General features: G+C 66.3%; 11 protein-coding genes. 5 read left to right on the top strand and 6 right to left on the bottom strand.

What is annotated here, in order from left to right; all coding sequences use genetic code 11:
- Positions 1 to 10: 10 nt before the first annotated feature.
- From SCMU_RS10125 to SCMU_RS10140, 4 genes are all read left to right on the top strand, one after another.
- Positions 11 to 1,372, top strand: a complete 1,362-nt coding sequence (locus SCMU_RS10125; protein WP_229232831.1) for a 3-oxoacyl-ACP reductase — start codon at positions 11 to 13, stop codon at positions 1,370 to 1,372.
- Complete coding sequence (locus SCMU_RS10130; RefSeq protein ID WP_229232832.1) at positions 1,369 to 2,295, top strand: MaoC family dehydratase; 927 nt, start codon at positions 1,369 to 1,371, stop codon at positions 2,293 to 2,295. The genes SCMU_RS10125 and SCMU_RS10130 overlap by 4 nt, the downstream gene beginning before the upstream one ends.
- Before the next feature lie 198 nt (positions 2,296 to 2,493).
- Positions 2,494 to 3,039, top strand: a complete 546-nt coding sequence (locus SCMU_RS10135) for a hypothetical protein (protein ID WP_229232833.1) — start codon at positions 2,494 to 2,496, stop codon at positions 3,037 to 3,039.
- A gap of 23 nt (positions 3,040 to 3,062) precedes the next feature.
- Complete coding sequence (locus tag SCMU_RS10140; protein WP_229232834.1) at positions 3,063 to 3,287, top strand: hypothetical protein; 225 nt, start codon at positions 3,063 to 3,065, stop codon at positions 3,285 to 3,287.
- Positions 3,288 to 4,027: 740 nt separating this feature from the next.
- Here SCMU_RS10140 and SCMU_RS10145 read toward each other — a convergent pair.
- Positions 4,028 to 6,442, bottom strand: coding sequence for an NACHT domain-containing protein (locus SCMU_RS10145; protein ID WP_229232835.1), 2,415 nt, complete (start codon positions 6,440 to 6,442; stop codon positions 4,028 to 4,030).
- A 282-nt stretch (positions 6,443 to 6,724) separates the two neighbouring features.
- Here SCMU_RS10145 and SCMU_RS10150 point away from each other — a divergent pair, with 282 nt between their 5' ends.
- Positions 6,725 to 8,119 (top strand): IS1380 family transposase, encoded by a 1,395-nt coding sequence (locus SCMU_RS10150; RefSeq protein WP_229229277.1) that lies wholly within the window; start codon positions 6,725 to 6,727, stop codon positions 8,117 to 8,119.
- A 518-nt stretch (positions 8,120 to 8,637) separates the two neighbouring features.
- Here the strand turns inward: SCMU_RS10150 and SCMU_RS10155 are convergent.
- The 5 genes from SCMU_RS10155 to SCMU_RS10175 all read right to left on the bottom strand — a co-directional run bounded on the left by SCMU_RS10155 (position 8,638) and on the right by SCMU_RS10175 (position 17,841).
- On the bottom strand, positions 8,638 to 11,805 hold the full coding sequence (locus SCMU_RS10155; RefSeq protein ID WP_229232836.1) for a type I restriction endonuclease subunit R: 3,168 nt from the start codon (positions 11,803 to 11,805) through the stop codon (positions 8,638 to 8,640).
- Positions 11,806 to 12,043: 238 nt separating this feature from the next.
- On the bottom strand, positions 12,044 to 12,784 hold the full coding sequence (locus SCMU_RS10160; RefSeq protein WP_338027607.1) for a DUF3800 domain-containing protein: 741 nt from the start codon (positions 12,782 to 12,784) through the stop codon (positions 12,044 to 12,046).
- 232 nt (positions 12,785 to 13,016) lie between these two features.
- The gene (locus SCMU_RS10165; RefSeq protein ID WP_229232838.1) at positions 13,017 to 14,228 is read right to left on the bottom strand and encodes a restriction endonuclease subunit S; all 1,212 of its coding nucleotides are present in this window, start codon (positions 14,226 to 14,228) and stop codon (positions 13,017 to 13,019) included.
- Positions 14,225 to 15,850: a class I SAM-dependent DNA methyltransferase gene (locus SCMU_RS10170; protein WP_229232839.1), complete on the bottom strand. Its 1,626-nt coding sequence runs from the start codon at positions 15,848 to 15,850 to the stop codon at positions 14,225 to 14,227. Before SCMU_RS10170 ends, SCMU_RS10165 begins: the two co-directional genes overlap by 4 nt.
- On the bottom strand, positions 15,850 to 17,841 hold the full coding sequence (locus tag SCMU_RS10175) for a hypothetical protein (RefSeq protein ID WP_229232840.1): 1,992 nt from the start codon (positions 17,839 to 17,841) through the stop codon (positions 15,850 to 15,852). Before SCMU_RS10175 ends, SCMU_RS10170 begins: the two co-directional genes overlap by 1 nt.
- Positions 17,842 to 17,889 lie beyond the last annotated feature (48 nt).

A 17,889-nucleotide genomic window follows, 5' to 3' on the forward strand; every position in this document is an offset into this window, starting at 1 on the left:
GGGAAGATGCATGGCTGACAAGTACACCGACTTCGTTTCTGGCGGCTGGGGCCGCGACCTCGCCAAACGGTTGGGGCTCCCGCAGCCCGTGCGGCTCCGACGGTACGAGCCCGGCGCGCCCCTCGTGCCGGGGCCCGTGCTGCTCATCGGCTCGGGCGCCGGGGCCGACGCCCTCGAGGCCGCACTCAAGGGCTGGGACGTCGAGGTCCTCAGGGACCTCGCCCAGCCCGGCCCTGCCAGGCTGGGCGGGATCGTCCTCGCGCTGGACTCGCTCGCACGCCCGGAGGACCTCTCGGCACCGATCCTCGCCGCGGGCCGGGCGCTGCGCTCGCTGGCCCCGAACGCGCGGGTCGTGACGGTCTCCCGGCGCTCCTCGATGGCCGACGAGCCCGCGCTCGCGGCCGCCCGGGCCGGCGTCGAGGGAATCCTGCGCTCGCTGGCGAAGGAGCTGCGCTCGGGGGCCACGGGCAACGGGATCCTCCTCGCCGAGGGCGTCGAGGCCGATGCGCCCAGTGCCCTCGGTGCCCTGCGGTTCTTCCTGTCCGGGCGGTCCGCATTCGTGGACGGGCAGTTCCTCACCGTCGGCACGGCCAAGGGAGGGCTGCCCGTTGGCGACGCCGGCCCGACCTGGGAGAAGCCGCTGGCCGGCAAGGTCGCCGTGGTGACCGGTGCGGCCCGGGGGATCGGCGCGGCGATCGCCAAGACGCTCGCTCGCGACGGCGCCGCGCTCGTTGTCGTCGACGTCCCCGCCGCGGGCGACTCGCTCGCGAAGGTGGCCAACGAGGTCCGCGGCACCGCGCTCCAGCTGGACATCACGAAGCCGGACGCGGGGGAGCGGATCCTCGAGCATGCCCTGTCCCGGCACGGCGCCCTGGACATCCTCGTCCACAACGCAGGAATCACGCGGGACAAGCTGCTGGCCAACATGGACGCCGCGAAGTGGGACTCCGTCATCGCCGTGAACATCGCCGCGCAGCTGCGTATCAACGACGCGCTGCTCGCCTCCGGCAGGCTGGGGGAGGGATTCCGGATCGTCTCGGTCGCCTCGACGTCCGGCATCGCGGGGAACCGCGGCCAGACCAACTACGCCGCATCCAAGGCCGGGGTCATGGGCATGGTCCGCTCTACTGCTGCGCGGCTCGCCGCGACCGGGGGAACCGCCAACGCCGTCGCTCCCGGGTTCATCGAGACGGAGATGACCGCGAGGATCCCCTTCGCCACGCGCGAGGTGGCGCGGCGCCTCAACTCACTCCAGCAGGGCGGCCTGCCGCTCGACGTGGCCGAGGCCATTTCCTTCCTCGCCTCCGACGCGGCCGGGGGCATCTCCGGTAACGTCCTGCGCGTGTGCGGGCAGAACCTGGTGGGGCAGTGAGCGCGCCGGCGCGGGGGGTCGAGACGGTCGAGCTGCCCGAGTCTCCGAGCCTCACCAAGCTCTACGCCGGCGCCGCGGCCGCCGCGGCGCGGCTCATGGTGTCCAAGCGCAACGGCGCGAGGCGGCTCCCGCGCGCGAGGCACCACGTCGCCGTCGTGCGCCCGGACATCGAGAAGCTGACCGCCTACCAGCACCTGCTCGGTGAGCCGGCGCGCGACGTCGTGCCCGCCGGGTACGTCCACACGCTCGCGTTCCCCGTGGCGATGAGCGTCATGGCGCGCGAGGACTTCCCGCTGCCGCTGCTCGGCATGGTGCACGTGAGCAATCGTGTCGAGTGCAGGGAGCCCATCGCCTACGACGACGAGCTGGACATTACGGCGTGGGCCGAGAACCTCGCCGGGCACCGCGCGGGGACGCTCGTCGATGTGGTCGCGGAGGTGCGCCGCGCCGGGGGAGGAGAGCCGGTGTGGCGCGGTGTGTCGACCAACATCGCCAAGGGGGTGTTCCTGCCGGGGATCGACAAGCCGTCTGCCGGCGCGCCGCGAGAGGACTTCCGTGCCCCGCTGCCCACGGCCCTGTGGCAGCTCGGATCCGAGACGGGCCGCGAGTATGCGGCCGTGTCAGGGGACTTCAACCCGATCCACCTCAGCTCGCTCTCGGCGCGCGCGCTGGGGATGCGCCGCTCGATCGCCCATGGCATGTACTCGGCATCGCGGGCGCTGGCTGAGGTCGGTTCGGTGAAGGGCGACGCGTTCGCCTGGGACGTGAAGTTCGAGGCGCCGGTGTTCCTGCCCGCGCGGGTGGCGCTGAACATCTCGGACTTTGCGGAGCCGGACGGGGTGTGGGAGCGCTCGGACTTTGTGGGCTGGAATGCGAAATCCGGCCGCCGGCACTTCGTGGGGTCGGTGTCTCGGCTCGCCTGAGTCTCTCGGCTCACGCACCGCGGCCTGACGCACGACGGCGCCGCTCACCTGTGGTGGTGAGCGGCGCCGTCGTTGTGTGGTCAGATCTCGAGCTTCGCCAAGTCCTTCACCCACTCTGGCGTCTCAAGGCCCAGGCGCTTGTCAGTGGTCACGCGGAGGCGGGCCGCAAGGATCTGCTCGCGGAGCTCATCCTTCGTCATGTGGACGACACGGGGCTTCGCCCCGTCCTTCGGTGCCGCCCTCGGGGGAATGATCATCGTCATCCTGGCCCTCGCTCTCTGCATCGCTGCTTCCATTGTTCTCGATGATGATTTGGGCGTCCAGATTGTGCTCGGCGGCGCGGAGCCAGGAACGCCACGTTCGGGCCACAATCCGGACCTCCTCCGTGGAGGGAAGAAGTTCTTCGGCGCTCCGATCCTCTCGCCCCGCTTCACGGTGCCGTCACAGGCGGTCTCGCTGCTCCTCGTAGGGCCAGCCCTGTTCCTGTCATGGATGGCGCGCGCCCCCGAACACCGCGCGCTGGCAGTCATGCTGCTGCCGCTCAGGCTGATGCTCATCGCGTGCGCCGGGCTACTGCTCACGGCCGGCATCGGCGTTGGAGTCCCGCTCGAGCTGTGGTGGTGGGACCTTCTCTGGCTCGTGGTCGTGCCCGTCGCAGTGGCGAACCTCCTCGGGCTTGTCCTGTACCTCGTGAACGCGCGGCGGATAGCCAGGTCCCTGTGGAGATGGGCCCGCTCACAGTAGACTCGGGGCTGAAGGAGGTCGCCATGGCACTGAATCGCAAGAAGATCCGCCGTCACGAATCACTGCGCCGGTCGGTCTTGTCCGATGCCCGAATCGACCTCGGCGCCGGTTCACTCATCGGCAAGAACAGCGGATTGAGCCGAGCCCAAGCTGACAAGGGCATGCAGACGATCCTGGCCCGTATCGGCGGCATGGGCGCGCAGCCGGGTGGAGCCAAGGCTCCGAGCCCCCGCGCGGCAGCCTCCTGAGCTGACGCCGACAGCCGGAAACGCCAAGGGACCAGCCTGAGGCTGGTCCCTTTCATTTGCGCGAGGGGGGTAAGGGTGGTCAGGCAGGTCCGCAGTGCTGGCAGGTGACGCACGACGGCGTTTACTCATCATGGTGCCCATCGTGACCTTAGCCGTGGGGGCCAGCGGCGTCCGCCGCGTACGGGACTTCTAGAGGCAAGGAAGTCGATGCCCCGGTCGGGTGACGCACGACGGCGCATGGTCGCCGTGGCACCGCTGGCCCGTTGGGAGGGGGCGGCCACCGCCTATCCACCACGAGTGACGTCCCCTGGGCAGATTTCGAGCTCGTCGAGGCCCCTGGCCCGCTGCGGCGTCTCGATCCCGAGGCGTTTGTCCGTGATGATGCGGAGGCGTGCGGCAGCGATTTGCACGCGCAACTATTCCTTGGACCAGTGCACGACGCGGGGCTTCGAGCCTTCCTTGGGGGCTTCCGGGCCGGAGGGATCATCGCCATCGCGCGCCTCCTCTGTATGGCTCTTGTTGTTCGACATCACATCCTCGTCCAGACCGCCTTACGCCACTGAGGTGACGAGCGCCGCCCAACAGGGCCACGAGCCCGATTCCCAACGAACCGCGAAGATCCGGCTCGCGAGGCCGCTCCCCGCCAACAGGTCGAGCTCTGATTCCCGCCGAGGCTTTACTCAGAATGAATGGCGCCGAAGGCCACTGGGCACGATGCCATCATTCGGCTCAACAGGTCGTCATCTTTCCGCTCGCCGAGGGGAAGCCACGCTGTCAGTACGAGATATTTCCACGATGGGCTCCCACCGATCGGGCCATTTCACGGGCTCAAGCGCAACGAGATTAGCCAGCTCAGAACTGAAGAAGGAACCTATTGCCAGCAGATCGTACCCCACTTCAAGAACAGTCTCGGCAGTCCATTCCCGAACTCGGTCATCTGCGTAAAGCAACGCCGAAAAATCCGCGCTATTAGAGAGATCCCAGTCGATTGTCCAAAAATCGGTATCTCGATAATACATACGCCGCGCCATTATGCGACGCAGACGCGGAAGCAGCTTGGTGCGGACTCCCCTCTTCACCGCCGAGTCAAGCACTTCTGCTAAGTTCCTAGTTTCGGCTGGGATGAGGTCGCGCTTTTCCCAGCCGCTCAGCATATCTAGCTCGCCCGTGGTCTTGGCGGCCCAGATCAAAGCGGCGGCAGCCGGATCTTCCACCCTCGCCAGTACCGGTGCCAGGAGAAGCCTGGAACTCTCGCGAAGTTCAGCGCTCCGTCTCCAGCTTGCCAAGGCTAGGATGCTCGAAATACGGGAAGCGCCGGAGGACTTAAGTCCAAGCCGCAGCTTGTCCTGAATGAGCTCCCGAGACTCTCTATCGGACTCGGCCGCAGCACGGAGGGCCTGATGAAGACCGGAGGAATGGACGCCCGGTGGAAGGTCAAGGAAGTCAAGCCCTAACTTAATGAGGCGCCGCGAGAACTTTGGGGCCGTATGAGCGAGACCGTCTGCCAAGATATCAACAGACAGAGACGGGCCTGTTCCCGCGGCTCGAATAATACGTGACTCGCTACTCAAGCCTTCAACTAGACCCACCACTCCTTCGCGCATAGATTGTCTATCGTCAAATGCGCGGCCCGCTGCAAGCAACCACGAATTGCGCCAGTGGGCGGACTTTAGGGTGACGGAAAGTGGCAGGAACGCTTCACTCTCACCATCGTAGAAGAAGAACGCTGCGGCCATAAACTCCTGTAGGCTTCGAATCTCGAATCCAAAATGATCGGCCACCCGCGGTACTAGCAGCACAAGCCTTTCAGTCGCAACCTTCATCAGATCGCGTGACATTAGATATGCCCGCTGGTGATCGTATTGCTCGTCAACTTTAAAGCGACGATAAATCATTTCTGCGAGTTCGTCGCGGCTTAGCAGCGCGTCCGCATACCCTACCTGCTCAGCTCTCTGATGCAGTGTGAACCCAGCTTTCTGGTGAATATACTCGATACTCCTTCTTTGGGAGACGAAGAGATCGCCGAGATCGCCCAACTCTTTATTTGCTTCGCGGTCATATATTACTTCGAAATATGATGAGAATAGTTGGTGCCGACTCTGAGGAAGCTTCTGGCGCTTTGCCATCAGGATCGTCATTATCGTAAGCTGCAGCGGTGTCGTCATGAGTTTAGCGGTCGCTGCGCTCATGAACGCGCTGTTGAGGTGGCCTCCAATCCTTCTTACAGCGTCAGGATCACTGCCATAACGCACGTTCGTAAGTTGATTGACGTATGCCCGAGCTCGTGACTGGTCCAACGGCATGAGTTGGAGGTGTTGGTATACGTCCGGGCTCATTTCGTCCGTGTACCCGTGTGGTCTTGTAGTCGCCACAATGAATACGTCGTACCCTTCTGCACGACAGTCTGTGAGAAAATTCTCCAGTGTGGTCACGATTCGATCGCGTGCAAACATCGATGGCACTTCGTCAAGCCCGTCCAAGACGAGCAACCATGGCCATGTCCGTAGCCACTCTTTTAGGCCGGCCGGATCCACCGAGCTGTCCTGGCCGGTTTCGTTTATTTTCTTGGCAATGAATTTTAGAAGGCTATCGGCACCGCCGTGGACGATTTCGTCGCTGAATTCAGAGAGCCTAAGGTGAATGGGCCAGCGTTTGTTTCTTGGCTCGGGCACTCTCAGAGTATCGAATATATGGGCGTCAAGCGACTTGATGAGCTCTTTCTGTCTGAAATCGAGCGCATTCGGGTCCCGGTCGCGCAAGATGGAGATGCGGTACGCCTGACAAATCAGCTGACTTAGCGTTGATTTCCCTTGCCCAGGGCCCCCCACAATCACCACATGGGACTTGTCCTCCACTGACTGCTGGGCTCGAACGGGGTGATCTGCTTTGGGGATTATCCATGAAATGGCCGAGACCAAAGGTTGCTGTGCTGGGTCCAGATTGGGGTCTTGGGCGCCCCTAACAGTCGCTGGCAGATCGATTGCTACTTTGGAAAGCTGCAACCGCTCTGAGGTTTCCCCACCCGATTGATCGAGCTTTATCCACTGCTCATGGTTGAGGCACTTGAGAGTGTACCCTTCGATGATCGATTTTAGAGCACGTCTGCTCTTGAGAAGATTCTCTTGTATTTCATGCAGAATGTCGCCCGATGTCAAGAATCCCGCATATGTGGTGCGTACTGCCGCATTCTGGTCAAGTAGGGTGGTCAGATGGTTGGCGTCCCATATATCCCAGCCCTTGACCCTCAGTGGTCGTAGTGCCTCTGCTATCTCCCGCCGGACAGTATCGTAGCCTCCAGAGGACGCATTGCCGCTTAACCCGGATCGTTCACGGGGCGGCGGCCTGATCGGCGCGTAGAAACACCGAAGTGCCCTCTGACCGGGGGAAACTTGGACTTGTCTAAGGTCCCAGGTTGCCCAGCAGAAAGCACTCGGTAGGTGAAGCGTACTCTGTGGTCGTCGGGTCTGTCCGTGTCCGCTGACGGTGTCGGCGTGGTGGCCCACTCGGGTGGCGTCGCGTTGCGTCTGATGGCGGACCGGTCCGGGCTCACGGCTGGACTGTCCAAGGCGTTGGCACGCCGTTCCTTCTCCCCGATCCACGACCGCGGCCGGGTGCTGGCCGACGTGGCGGTGATGATCGCCGGTGGCGGGGAGGCGATCGCGGACATCGATGTCCTCAGGCATCAGGCTGACGTGCTCGGCCCGGTCGCGTCGCCCCCGACCGTCTGGAGGGCGCTGGACGAGGTCACCCCGTCGCGGCTGAAGCGGATCCAGGCCGCCCGGGCACGCGCGCGCCGGCACGTGTGGGCCCAGTTCCCCGCCGGCGTGCCGGCCAGCCGGGCCGCGGGCGCCGACCTCGGCAAGGACGTGGTGGTCCTGGACGTGGATGCCACGATCGTGGTGGCCCATTCCGAGAAGGAGCAGGCCTCCCCGACATTCAAGAAGACCTTCGGCTTCCACCCGATCGGGGTCTGGTGCGACAACACCTCCGAGTTCCTCGCGGGCATGCTGCGCACCGGCAAGGCCGGATCGAACACCGCAGCCGATCACATCGCGGTCCTCTCCGATGCGATCAGCCAGGTCCCCGCCGCCTATCGCAGGCGCCTGCTGATCCGCTCCGACGGCGCCGGGGCCTCCCACCGCCTGCTGGACTGGCTCACCGAGCAGGGCAGGGTCCGCGGGCGCAGCCTGGAGTACAGCGTGGGGTTCGCGGTCACCGAGCCTATCCGCCACGCCATCGCCAACGTCCCCGAACAGATCTGGACCCCGGCGCTGGACGCCGACGGCGGGGTGCGCGAAGGCGGCGACGTCGCCGAGCTCACCGGGCTGCTCGACCTGGCCGCGTGGCCGGAGGGGATGCGGATCATCGTCCGACGCGAACGCCCCCACCCGGGCGCGCAGCTGTCGCTGTTCGAAGAGGCCGACGGCTGGCGCTACCAGGCCTTCGCGACCAACACCACGAGCGGACAGCTGGCGTTCCTGGAGGCCCGCCACCGGGCCCACGCCCGGGTCGAGGACCGCATCCGCCACGCCAAGGACACCGGCCTGGGCCGGTTCCCGTCCCGCGAGTTCGCCATCAACCAGACGTGGCTGGCGCTGGCCGGCATCGCGGCGGACCTCGTGGCCTGGACCAGGCTCGTGGGAATGGTCGGAGACGCCAAGGTGCTCGCCGCCTGCGAGCCCAAGGCACTGCGCTATCGATTCCTGCACGTCCCGGCCCGCCTCACCCACGGCGCCCGCCGTCGACGGCTGCGGATCCCGGAGACCTGGCCTTGGGCAGCAGCGATCGTCGCGGTCTTCGCCAACATCGCCGCCATCCCACAACCAGCCTGAACGAACCTGTCCGCCCACGACCCGAGGAACCCGGAGAACCGCCAACCGGCAGCGCCAGCCGGCGCTCCCATGCACCCAACGGACGACGTCCAAGCACTCAGCCCCGATCAAGACATATAGCCCCGCACCCGACCCGACTCGTGAAAGACCGAGGTTAACCGGACATTGGTCACGAAGAGAATGTATTGGGGGATCCGGCCCTTCTGCCTCCGGGTGCTCTTCGGATTGGTCCAGTTTCTGATTTCGGTCTTGAGCTGAGACAGAATCCAATTTGTGTCAGGGGTTCGCGTGGATGGCAGCTTGTATTTTGCCTGTAGGATCCCGTATCCGTCCCATGTGCCACCCTTAGGTTCGGGTGCAGGATAGTTAACCTTGCCACGGAACTCAGCTTCCCGTCCGCCGTCAGGTCCTGGCCCGAATGGATGCAGCGCAGGCCCCAGCACAGAACTAGCAAGGGCCCTAGCGAGGTGCTCGAATTCGGTATCTCCCAGTGCGTCAAAGTTGTAGAATGGCATCGCCTAAACCGCCTTCTCGGAGTACCGCCCCGCCATCGTCTCCATCTGCTCCATCACGAGCTTGATGGCGCCGGGCTGCTTGTCCGGCGGGTAGCCGTTCTTGACGAGCAGCCGCTTGATGGAGGTCCGCAGCTTCGACCGGACGTCCTCGCGCACCGTCCAGTCCGTGCGCACGTCCCGCCGCATGACCTGGACGAGCTGCCGCGCGATTTCGGCCAGCACGCCCTCGCCCTGTACCTCCACTGCGGATTCGTTCTGCGCCACCGCGTCGTAGAACGCGAGCTCGTCCGAGTTCAGCGGGGGAGTGAACCGTGCCCCGCGGTTGCCCTCGGCCGCGACCTCGGCCGCCATCGCGAGCAGCTCCGCGATCACCTCCGCGGAGGTCAGCTGCTGGTTCGTGTACTTGCGCATGAGCTCGGTGATCCGCTCCGAGAAGGCCCGCTGCCGCACGATGTTGTTCCGCGTCGCCCGCGCCGACTCTTCGGCCACGAGCTTCCGCAGCGCCTCGAGCGCGAGCTGCGGGTTCCGCGCATGCCGCGTCTTCGCCATGAACTCGGGAGTGAGGTCGTCTAGCGACGGCTTGGGCATGCCGGCGGCGTCGTAGATGTCCAGCACCTCACCGGACGCGGTCGCCGTCGCGATCAGTTCCCCGAGCATCCGCTCGATCTCCTCGGGAACCGGTTGGCCGGAGGCCTGGCGGTCGGCGGCGTCGAACTTCGCCATCCAGACGCGCACTTCCTCGTAGAAGCGGATCTCGGGCCGCAGCTCCGCAAGTGTCTGCGCCCCGGAGCACAGCGCCCAGGCCCGCGCGAGCTGTCCGGCCAGCTTCCGGTACCGAGCCCCGAGCGAATCCGGCCCGGTTCCGTGCCCCGGCTGCCGCAGGTACGACGTCGCCCCGGTCGCCGCGTTGAGGAAGGCCCGGGGCGACGGCGTCGCGAGCTCGGCCCTCCAGTCGTACCCGGCGAGCAGCCCGCGCAGCTGCTCCACGAGCGCCACGGTCAGCGCCACGGCCTCGTCCACATTCCGCCCCACGGGCTTCCGCGCCTGGTCGGTGACCGTGTACTCCTCGAGCGCCTTCGCGAGGTTGTCCGCGAGCGGCGCGTACGCCACGAGCAGCCCGTCCTCCTTGCCCCGGAACGTCCGGTTCACGCGCGCGAGCGTCTGCATCAGCAGCGCGCCCTTGAGCGGCCGGTCTAGGTACAGGGTGTGCAGGGGAGGGGAGTCGTACCCGGTGAGCATCATGTCCTTGACGATCACGATCTCGAGCTCGTCGTCCGGGTCCTTGAGCCGCTCCTTGATCGCGGCGTTCTGCGAGTCCCGCCGCACGTGGTCGGCTACGGGCGGCTGGTCGGCTGCGGTCCCGGAGTAGACCACCTTGATCCGGCCGCGGTCCAGCTCGTCCGCGTGCCAGTCCGGCCGCAGCTCCACGATCGCCGCGTATAGCTTCGCGCAGATCTCCCGGGTCGCCCCGACGATCAGCGCCTTGCCGGGGACCTCGATGAACTTCTGCATCTGGGCCCGCCGGCCCTCCCAGTGCGCCACGAGGTCCGCGGCGAGCGCCCGGATTCGCTCCGGCGCGCCGTAGATCGCATTGACGACGGCGACGCTCGCCTCGATGCGCGCCCGCTCGGTGTCGTCGATGCCCACCGTGGCCTCGTCGGCGGCGAGGTCCAGCGCGTCGTCGTCCACCTGCTTGTCGACCTTGATGAGGCGCGGCTCGAAGTACACGGGCACGGTTGCGCCGTCGTCCACGGCCCGGGAGAGGTCGTAGATATCGATGTATTCGCCGAACACGTCGCGGGTGTTGCGCTCGTCGAACGAGATGGGCGTTCCGGTGAACGCGATGAGCGTCGCGTGGGGGAGGGCGTCGCGGAGGTGCCGGGCGTAGCCGTCGAGGTCGTCGTAGTGGCTGCGGTGCGCCTCGTCGACCACCACGATGATGTTCTTCCGGTCCGAGAGCAGAGGGTGGTCAGCACCGGCGTCCTTCTCGGCCTTGCTGAGCCCGAACTTCTGCAGCGTGGTGAAGTAGATCCCGCCGGTGGTGCGCTGGGACAGCTCCTCGCGCAGCTCGGCGCGGCGCCGGATCTGCTTCGGCTTCTCGGGCAGCAGGAGGCTGCGGTCGAACCCGGAGAACAGCTGCCCGTCCAGCTCGTTGCGGTCGGTGATCACCACGACAGTGGGGTTCCGCAACCGCCGGTGGTGCATCACGAGGTTCGTGTACAGCTCCATCTCCATGGACTTGCCCGAGCCCTGCGTGTGCCAGACGACCCCGGCCTTGCCGTTGCTCTCGACCGCCTGGACAGTGGACCCGACGGCCTTGGTCACGGCGAAGTACTGGTGCGGCTTGGCGATGCGCTTCACGAGGCCCTCGGCCCCGCCGTCGAACGCGGTGAACCAGCGCATCAGCTGGAGGAACCGCTCCTGGTTGTACAGGCCGTTCAGGGCGGTCTCGAGTGGGGTGACCGCGTCGCCGTCGAGGGTCGCGTCCGGTGGGACGGGCACGCCGTCGTCGTCCACGTTCCATGGCGAGAAGTGGTTCAGCGGCGTGAACGGGGTGCCGTACTTCGCGTCGAGCCCGTCCGAGGCGAGGTTCACCACGGTGAAGCGGAACGCGAGCGGGAACTCGCGCAGGTAGGTCTGCAGCTGGGCGTGCGCGGTGGCGACGGTGGCCTCCTCGGCGCCGGCGGCCTTGAGCTCGACGACGCTCACCGGCAGGCCGTTGCAGTAGAGGACCAGGTCGAAGCGGCGGCGGTAGTCGCCCTGCGCGATGGTGACCTGGTTGACGACGAGCCAGTCGTTCTGGTCGGGGTCGTCGTGCACGAGCCGGATGGTTGGGTTCCGCTCCGTGCCGTCCGCGTCGAGGTAGGTCAGCCGGTACCCGTGGACGAGGAACTCGTGCGCTCGGTGGTTCTCCGCGATCGCGTCCTGGGACGCGGGCGCCGCGAGCTCGGCGAGGGCCTGCCTGAGGTAGGGGACCGGGACCTCGGGGTTGAACCGCTGCATCGCCGTGAGCAGCCGCGGCCGGATGAGCAGGTCGTCCCAGGTCTCGCGCTCGCCCGAGCCGGGCGCGATCTCCTCGCCGTTCCTGGGCGCCCAGCCGAGCTCGGCGAGCGACTCCTTCGCGAGGCCCTCCCAGTCGGCCTCGGTGAACGGTGCTGACGTCGTAGTCATGAATCCCCCATAACTGTGCTGCGCTTCCCCAATGGTGCAGCAGCCCCTTGCACAAATTCGATTGCATTCGACGGCGCATCGTCGCCCTGGCTGCTCGTCACCAGCCCAATCGACAGGGCCACCTTCGCACAAGCTCGCGTAGCGACCCTCTGGGGTGATAGCCTGTTGGTGCAGGACGCGGCAACGCCTCCCGCACCTCCGAAGCCCCGCGGCAAGCGGGGCTTCGCGTTTCTTACGGTCATGTCGGGGCCCAAATGTACCTGTAGCGCGTTACCGACTTAAGTCGTTTCTCGATCTCCGCCATTACCTTCACGGCGTTCTTATGGTTCTCCGTGACCGTTAGATACCGGTTGGTAAAAAACGTCGCGATATCGGCCGCTTGCAGGAGACGACTATGGTCGGATGGGCCAAAATAGATGGTATCCAGGAGATTCGACAGCTGGACATTCGTGAAACCCGATAACGCGTCGATCTTCATGCTCCTGAAGCGGCTGCGGCTATCCGGTGCACTGTGGTGTTCGTCGGCGAGGACGAGCGCATGCTCCGAGGGTGTGAAATCGCTAGTGATTACGCGTTGCACTGATTCCAAGGCGTGGCAGAGCGCTAGATCGTGGGGCTCGTGGGGTCTGACATACTTGCGCCTAACGGCGTGGATGTCAATCCCGCGAAATATGAATTTGGCACCTGAGTCTTCAATGCTCTTGACGAGCAGTCTCGAAAGGCGAACGCGCAGCGAAACAGGCACTCTCTCCCACGCACCTTCGCCGTGGAACAATTCATAGGCGTGGAACTCTGTCGTCGGATGAAGCCCTCGAACCTGCTTTGCTGCAAGGTCTCCAATCTTGTTAAAGCTTCGCTCGATGGCCAATGCTTCGGAGGTTCCGACGATGAGCGCGCCCATGTAGTAGTACTGCTGGCCTCGGGCTGATTCATCGATGAACGCTAGCAGCAACGGACCCACCCATACCACGGATCGCACGCGCAGCGCTGAGCCAGTTGTGAAGGCGGCGCTCCTACAACCTGTCGTGTCCCCCGTGCCTGTTGAGCAGGTACCTTCAAATCACGGCCCCTATCTCTGCGCCGAGTCTCGACACCTACTTGGTATTCGTTCTCGAACGCGGTGTGACCGGGCTGTCTTCTCGTTGTCATTGAACCCTCCCGGTCACTGAGTGCGTGCTTCCATAATGCTAGTTGCCTCCGGCGGAAGTTGCTCACACGATATCCGAGACCAGAGTCGCAGCGTCCTTGACTCGTAGCTTCCCCGACATGAGCTGGGGGAGCAGGGCGTCGCGGGTGGATGAAAGTGCTTGGTTCTGACGCAGCGCTTCGCGCGCCACGGCATGTAGCGATTCAGCGGATCGAGCGAATTCGGACATCGTCTGTTGGTCTGCGAGCCGAACTTCGAACTTCTTGAAGTTGCCTCGGCCCAACTCGAGAAATGTTGCGCCGTTGGCCATAGAAATGAACTCATCGACTCTGTCGCGCATCTCGTGGAACAGCCAATACTTGAGGGTTGGGTCGAGAGGCTGAACCGCGATGAACCCTTGATTCACCGCGGTGTCAACTTGGGCGATGGCAAACGCGCCTATAGTCGCGCGCGACGTCATAAGGATTGTGCCTGACCGGTAGAGGGACGAGGCGCACGAAGATAGGCCCTCGGCGGTGATGCATCTTGAGGTTGACTCGAGATAGGGACCCGCAAGTCCTGTCACGTCGGTCGGCGTCGCCCAGGGGATCGTGCCGTCCCAGTAGTCAGAGACCTTGGTGCTCGGTGTACCGCCCCCGCCAACCGTTGCCAGATCAGCGAAGGTGGAACCGTTGAAGCTCGCGCTAAGCACCGCCCGGTGGAAGTTTGTGTGCGCCAGCTCGAGCGCAGTCGCCGAGATTTTGGTGTTGGCGACGATCTTGTCGTCGAGGGCGCCCAGGACCTCCGCGATGGCCCGCTGCTCTCTCACATCAGGGATGGTGGCGACGAAGTCCTCGATCCGGCTCGGGCTCGTGTGTCGGACCGTGCTTCCGCTCGCAGTCCCGACGATGTGGTTGCGGTAGACGGAAGTGCGGAGGTAATAGGCAAGAAAGTCTTGCCGCAGAAGGTCCGGTCGTTTGATGAGGACCTTCCCGATTCGCTGATTGTGAAGATATCGCGCACCGGTAGGCACGACGGCCGGAAGGCCAAGCGTGTCGACATTTCGGCTCAGATCAGTCATGGTAAGGATCAGATCCCCCGCGTCGAGCTCGTAACCTGCCGGGATGTCTCCCGCGAAAGTCTTAGGGCGAGTTGTCTGAAATCCTCCGCCGATAGCAAAGTTGCCGGGCGTCACGAGGGTAGGGAATTTCTCTTCCTCGCTGAATAGTTCGCCTGGAAATGCGAAGCCGTGCTTTACGGAGATTGCCTCTCCGAGGCGCAGGTGGCGTGTGGTCACGACACCCTCCCCAGCTGCTCCCGCACCACGGCCGCGAGCCGCTCCGACTCCTGGAACTGCTCGAACAGCTCCTTCTTGAGCCGCGCGATCTTCTCCTCGATCGGCTCGCCGTCGTCCTCGACTTCGGCGGCGCCGACGTATCGCCCGGGCGTGAGCGCGTAGTCGGCGGCCTTGATCTCCGCGAGGGAGGCCGAGAAGCAGAAGCCCGGCTCGTCGTCGTACGCCAATCCCGCCTCCACAGCGGAAGGCTTGCCGCGCCACGCGTGGTAGGTGCCCGCGATCTTGGCGATGTCCTCGTCGGAGAGCGCGCGCTCGGCCCGATCCACCATGTGCCCCATGTTCCGCGCATCGATGAAGAGCACCTGCCCGCGCCTGTCCACGGAGCCCTGCGCCCCGGCCGACTTGTCCTTCGCGAAGAACCACACGCACACCGGGATGCCGGTGGAGCGGAACAGCTGGGTCGGAAGCGCGACCATGCAGGAGACCATGTCCGCCTCGACGATCTGAGCCCGGATGTCGCCCTCGCCGCCCGAGTTCGAGGACATGGACCCGTTGGCCATGACCACGCCCGCGGACCCGCCGGGGGCGAGCTTGGACAGGATGTGCTGGATCCACGCGTAGTTCGCGTTCCCGGCCGGCGGGACGCCGTACGCCCATCGCGGGTCGGACTCGTTGCGCGCCCAGTCCTTGATGTTGAACGGCGGGTTGGCCATCACGAAGTCGGCCATCATGTCCGGGTGCTGGTCCCGAGCGAACGTGTCGCCCCAGCGCGAGGCCAGGTTCCCGTTGAGGCCGTGGATCGCGAGGTTCATCTTCGCCATCCGCCACGTGCGCTCGTTGAGCTCCTGCCCGTACACGGAAATGGCCGTCCGGTCGCGGTGGTGTGCGTCGAGGAACTTCTCGGCCTGCACGAACATGCCGCCCGAGCCGCAGCACGGGTCGTAGACGCGCCCGTGGTCCGGCTCGAGCACCTCCACGAGCACCCGCACCACGCCGGCGGGCGTGTAGAACTCCCCGCCACGCTTGCCCTCAGCGCGCGCGAACTTCTCGAGGAAGTACTCGTACACCTCCCCGAGCAGGTCGCGGGCCCGCCGCGCCCCCGCGCCGGCGAACGAGAGGTTGCGCGCGTTGAACAGGTCGATCAACTCGCCCAGGCGCTTCTGGTCCACATTGTCCCGGTTGTAGATGCGCGGGAGCGTGCCCTGGAGCGACTCGTTGGAGACCATGAGCTTCTCCATCGCCTCGTCCACGAGCTGCCCGATCGACTTCGGCGCCGCCCCGTCGATCGCCGGCAGCCCCTTCGCGTGCTCGGCGAGGTACTCCCACCTCGCGTGCCACGGCACCCAGAACACGCTGTGCCCCGTGTACTCGTCCACGTCGTCCGTGAACTGGCCGATCTGGTCCTCGCTCATGCCCTCGGCACGCAGCTCGGCCTCGATCTGCGCCCGGCGCTCCTCGTACGCGTCCGAGACGTACTTGAGGAACACGAGGCCGAGGATCACGTCCTTGTACTGCGACGCGTCCATGGAGCCGCGCAGCTTGTCCGCGGCCTTCCACAGGGTGTCCTTGAGCTCCTTCATGGTCGACGGCGCGGCCTCGGCCTTCGCTTTGCGCGGTGGCATCAGCGTCCTTCCTCTCGTACTGCTGGTTCCGGAAACTCGAGGGCGAGCGCGCCGCTGGTGACGGCGTCCGCCAGAACTCTGTTGAGCTCGGTGAGCCTCTCCAGCCGGCGGCGCACCTCGGCCTGTTCACGCACGACGGCGCCCATCGCCTCGGCGAGAGGGCGCCGCTGGGACTCGGGGAGCCGTCGGACGCGCCACTGCTTCCAGCGGCGGTCGCCGGGCTCGCGGGCGTTGATGTCCGCCGCGAGCAGCGCGGGGGAGAGGCCTCCCGGGTCGGCCTGGCTGATCCGCAGGATCCGCGCCGGGAAGGGCACCACTGATGCCCCCTCCTCATCCACCATGGCGGCAGGCCGCGGGCTCGTGCAGAAGACGACGTCGCCGGGATCGGTGAGCCGCGCGCCGGGATGACGGGCGACGAACTCGAGCAGGTCCACGGTCCGGACCCTAGCCGCGGCATCCGACACTTCTGCCGCGCCCAGCACCCGGGTGCCGTCTCCGCGGAAGGAGGCCTCGCCGTCGTCCATGCGGATTCCCGGCAGGCACGCGAGGTTCCCGGCAGCCATCAGCCGCTCCAGCGTCTCCGCTGCTGGCGCCTGCCCGGTGCCCTGCGCGAGCGCAAGGCACAACCCCAGCTCGCCGATCAGCTCCTCGAGCCGCAGCTGCAGCTCCGCCGGCCGTCCCGACGCCAGCGGGGACGCAACCGCGAGCTGGACCAGCGAATCCCGCGCCGCCAGGAGCTTGCGCGTGTATGCAATGCGGGCGAACCGGTAGGAGTGCGTGAAGATCGCGTCCCGCTCGAGCAGCGACGCCGCGATGTCTCCCACGAGGTCCTCGCGGACGTCCCGCGTGAGGCTGCGGCCGGTCAGGTCGGCCACGAGAGTCCAGCGGTCGGCGAGCGCAACGTCCGCGTGCCCGGGCCCGAGGATCCACAGCGCCTGAGCCTCCCGCGGCCTCGCCGGGAGCGTCCCCTCCGGCAGCCGCACGACGGCGCGCACCCGTCCGCCGCGCAGCAGGTCGCCGCGGATCGCCGAGGCCGCCTTGTCCGTCAGCGCATCCGTGAGAGCTCGCGCGGGGGCCAGGACCACGGCGCGCTGCTGGTCGTCCATCTGGAGCGCGATGCCGTCCAGGCGGCTCAGGACCTGCTCGGGATCCGTGCCCGGCAGGTGCGCGACGATGACCGCCTGCCCGGCGACGTCGAACTCCCCGCTCCTTCCGACAGCGAGCGCCTCCGGGTGCGCGCCGTGGACGAGCAGCCGGCGGCGCGCCGCGCGGCAGGAGGGCGCGCCGTCGTCCGCAAGGAGCAGGCGCGGCTCCGCACCTTCGGGGAGGGCCCGGACGACGGCGAGCGGCAGCTCGCTGCTGCCCGGAACCGGATCCGCGAGCGCGGCGCCTGAACCGAGCCCCCGCAGGAGTTCGGCGGCGGCCGACGCGACCAGCCGCACGGTGTCTGTGCTCGGCAGGTCGGATCGCTCGCGCTGCGCTGCCGTAAGCCGCTCGAAGGCCTCGGCGGGGTTGTAGGCGGCGTCGATGAGGCGGCGGGCGTAGCGGGCCGCGGTCGTGAGGTTGTCGCCCAGGGACTCGAGTTCGGACCAGAGGGCGGTATCACCGGGGTCGGCGTCGTCGGCCTCGTCGAGGAGCTCGTCCGAGGGGAGCGAGTCGAGGGGGAGACCTGCGATCGCGGCGAGCGCAAGGAGCGCCTCGAGGCCCTCCGCGATGCGAGGCGTGCCCTGGTCCAGGGCGCTGCGGATGCTGAACGCGTCGGCGTCCGCGAGCGCCTCGGGGTTCTTGCCGCGGTGGGTCGCGGCGAGCCACGCGCCGACCTCGCGGGCGTCGAACAGCTCCTGACCGGCGCGCGTGCCGCGGGGGGCCGGGAACGGCTGATCGGTGCCGGCCGCGCGGGTGCGCCAGACCGAAACGACCGGGCGCTGGACCCTCGCGAGCCGGGCGACGTCGGGGAGGGTCAGCAGCGGTGCTTCGAGATGCTGCGCCATCCGGTCCCCCTCCCATGCCTGCGCCGCGGACGCGGTGCTGAGGTACAG

Source organism: Sinomonas cyclohexanicum (genome assembly GCF_020886775.1).
GTDB lineage: Bacteria > Actinomycetota > Actinomycetes > Actinomycetales > Micrococcaceae > Sinomonas > Sinomonas cyclohexanicum.

Coding starts and splice junctions, on each gene's coding strand:
- SCMU_RS10125 (WP_229232831.1), top strand. CDS start 11: ATGGCTGACAAGTACACCGACTTCGTTTCTGGCGGCTGGGGCCGCGAC.
- SCMU_RS10135 (WP_229232833.1), top strand. CDS start 2,494: ATGTGGACGACACGGGGCTTCGCCCCGTCCTTCGGTGCCGCCCTCGGG.
- SCMU_RS10140 (WP_229232834.1), top strand. CDS start 3,063: ATGGCACTGAATCGCAAGAAGATCCGCCGTCACGAATCACTGCGCCGG.
- SCMU_RS10155 (WP_229232836.1), bottom strand. CDS start 11,805: ATGACTACGACGTCAGCACCGTTCACCGAGGCCGACTGGGAGGGCCTC.
- SCMU_RS10170 (WP_229232839.1), bottom strand. CDS start 15,850: ATGCCACCGCGCAAAGCGAAGGCCGAGGCCGCGCCGTCGACCATGAAG.
- SCMU_RS10175 (WP_229232840.1), bottom strand. CDS start 17,841: ATGGCGCAGCATCTCGAAGCACCGCTGCTGACCCTCCCCGACGTCGCC.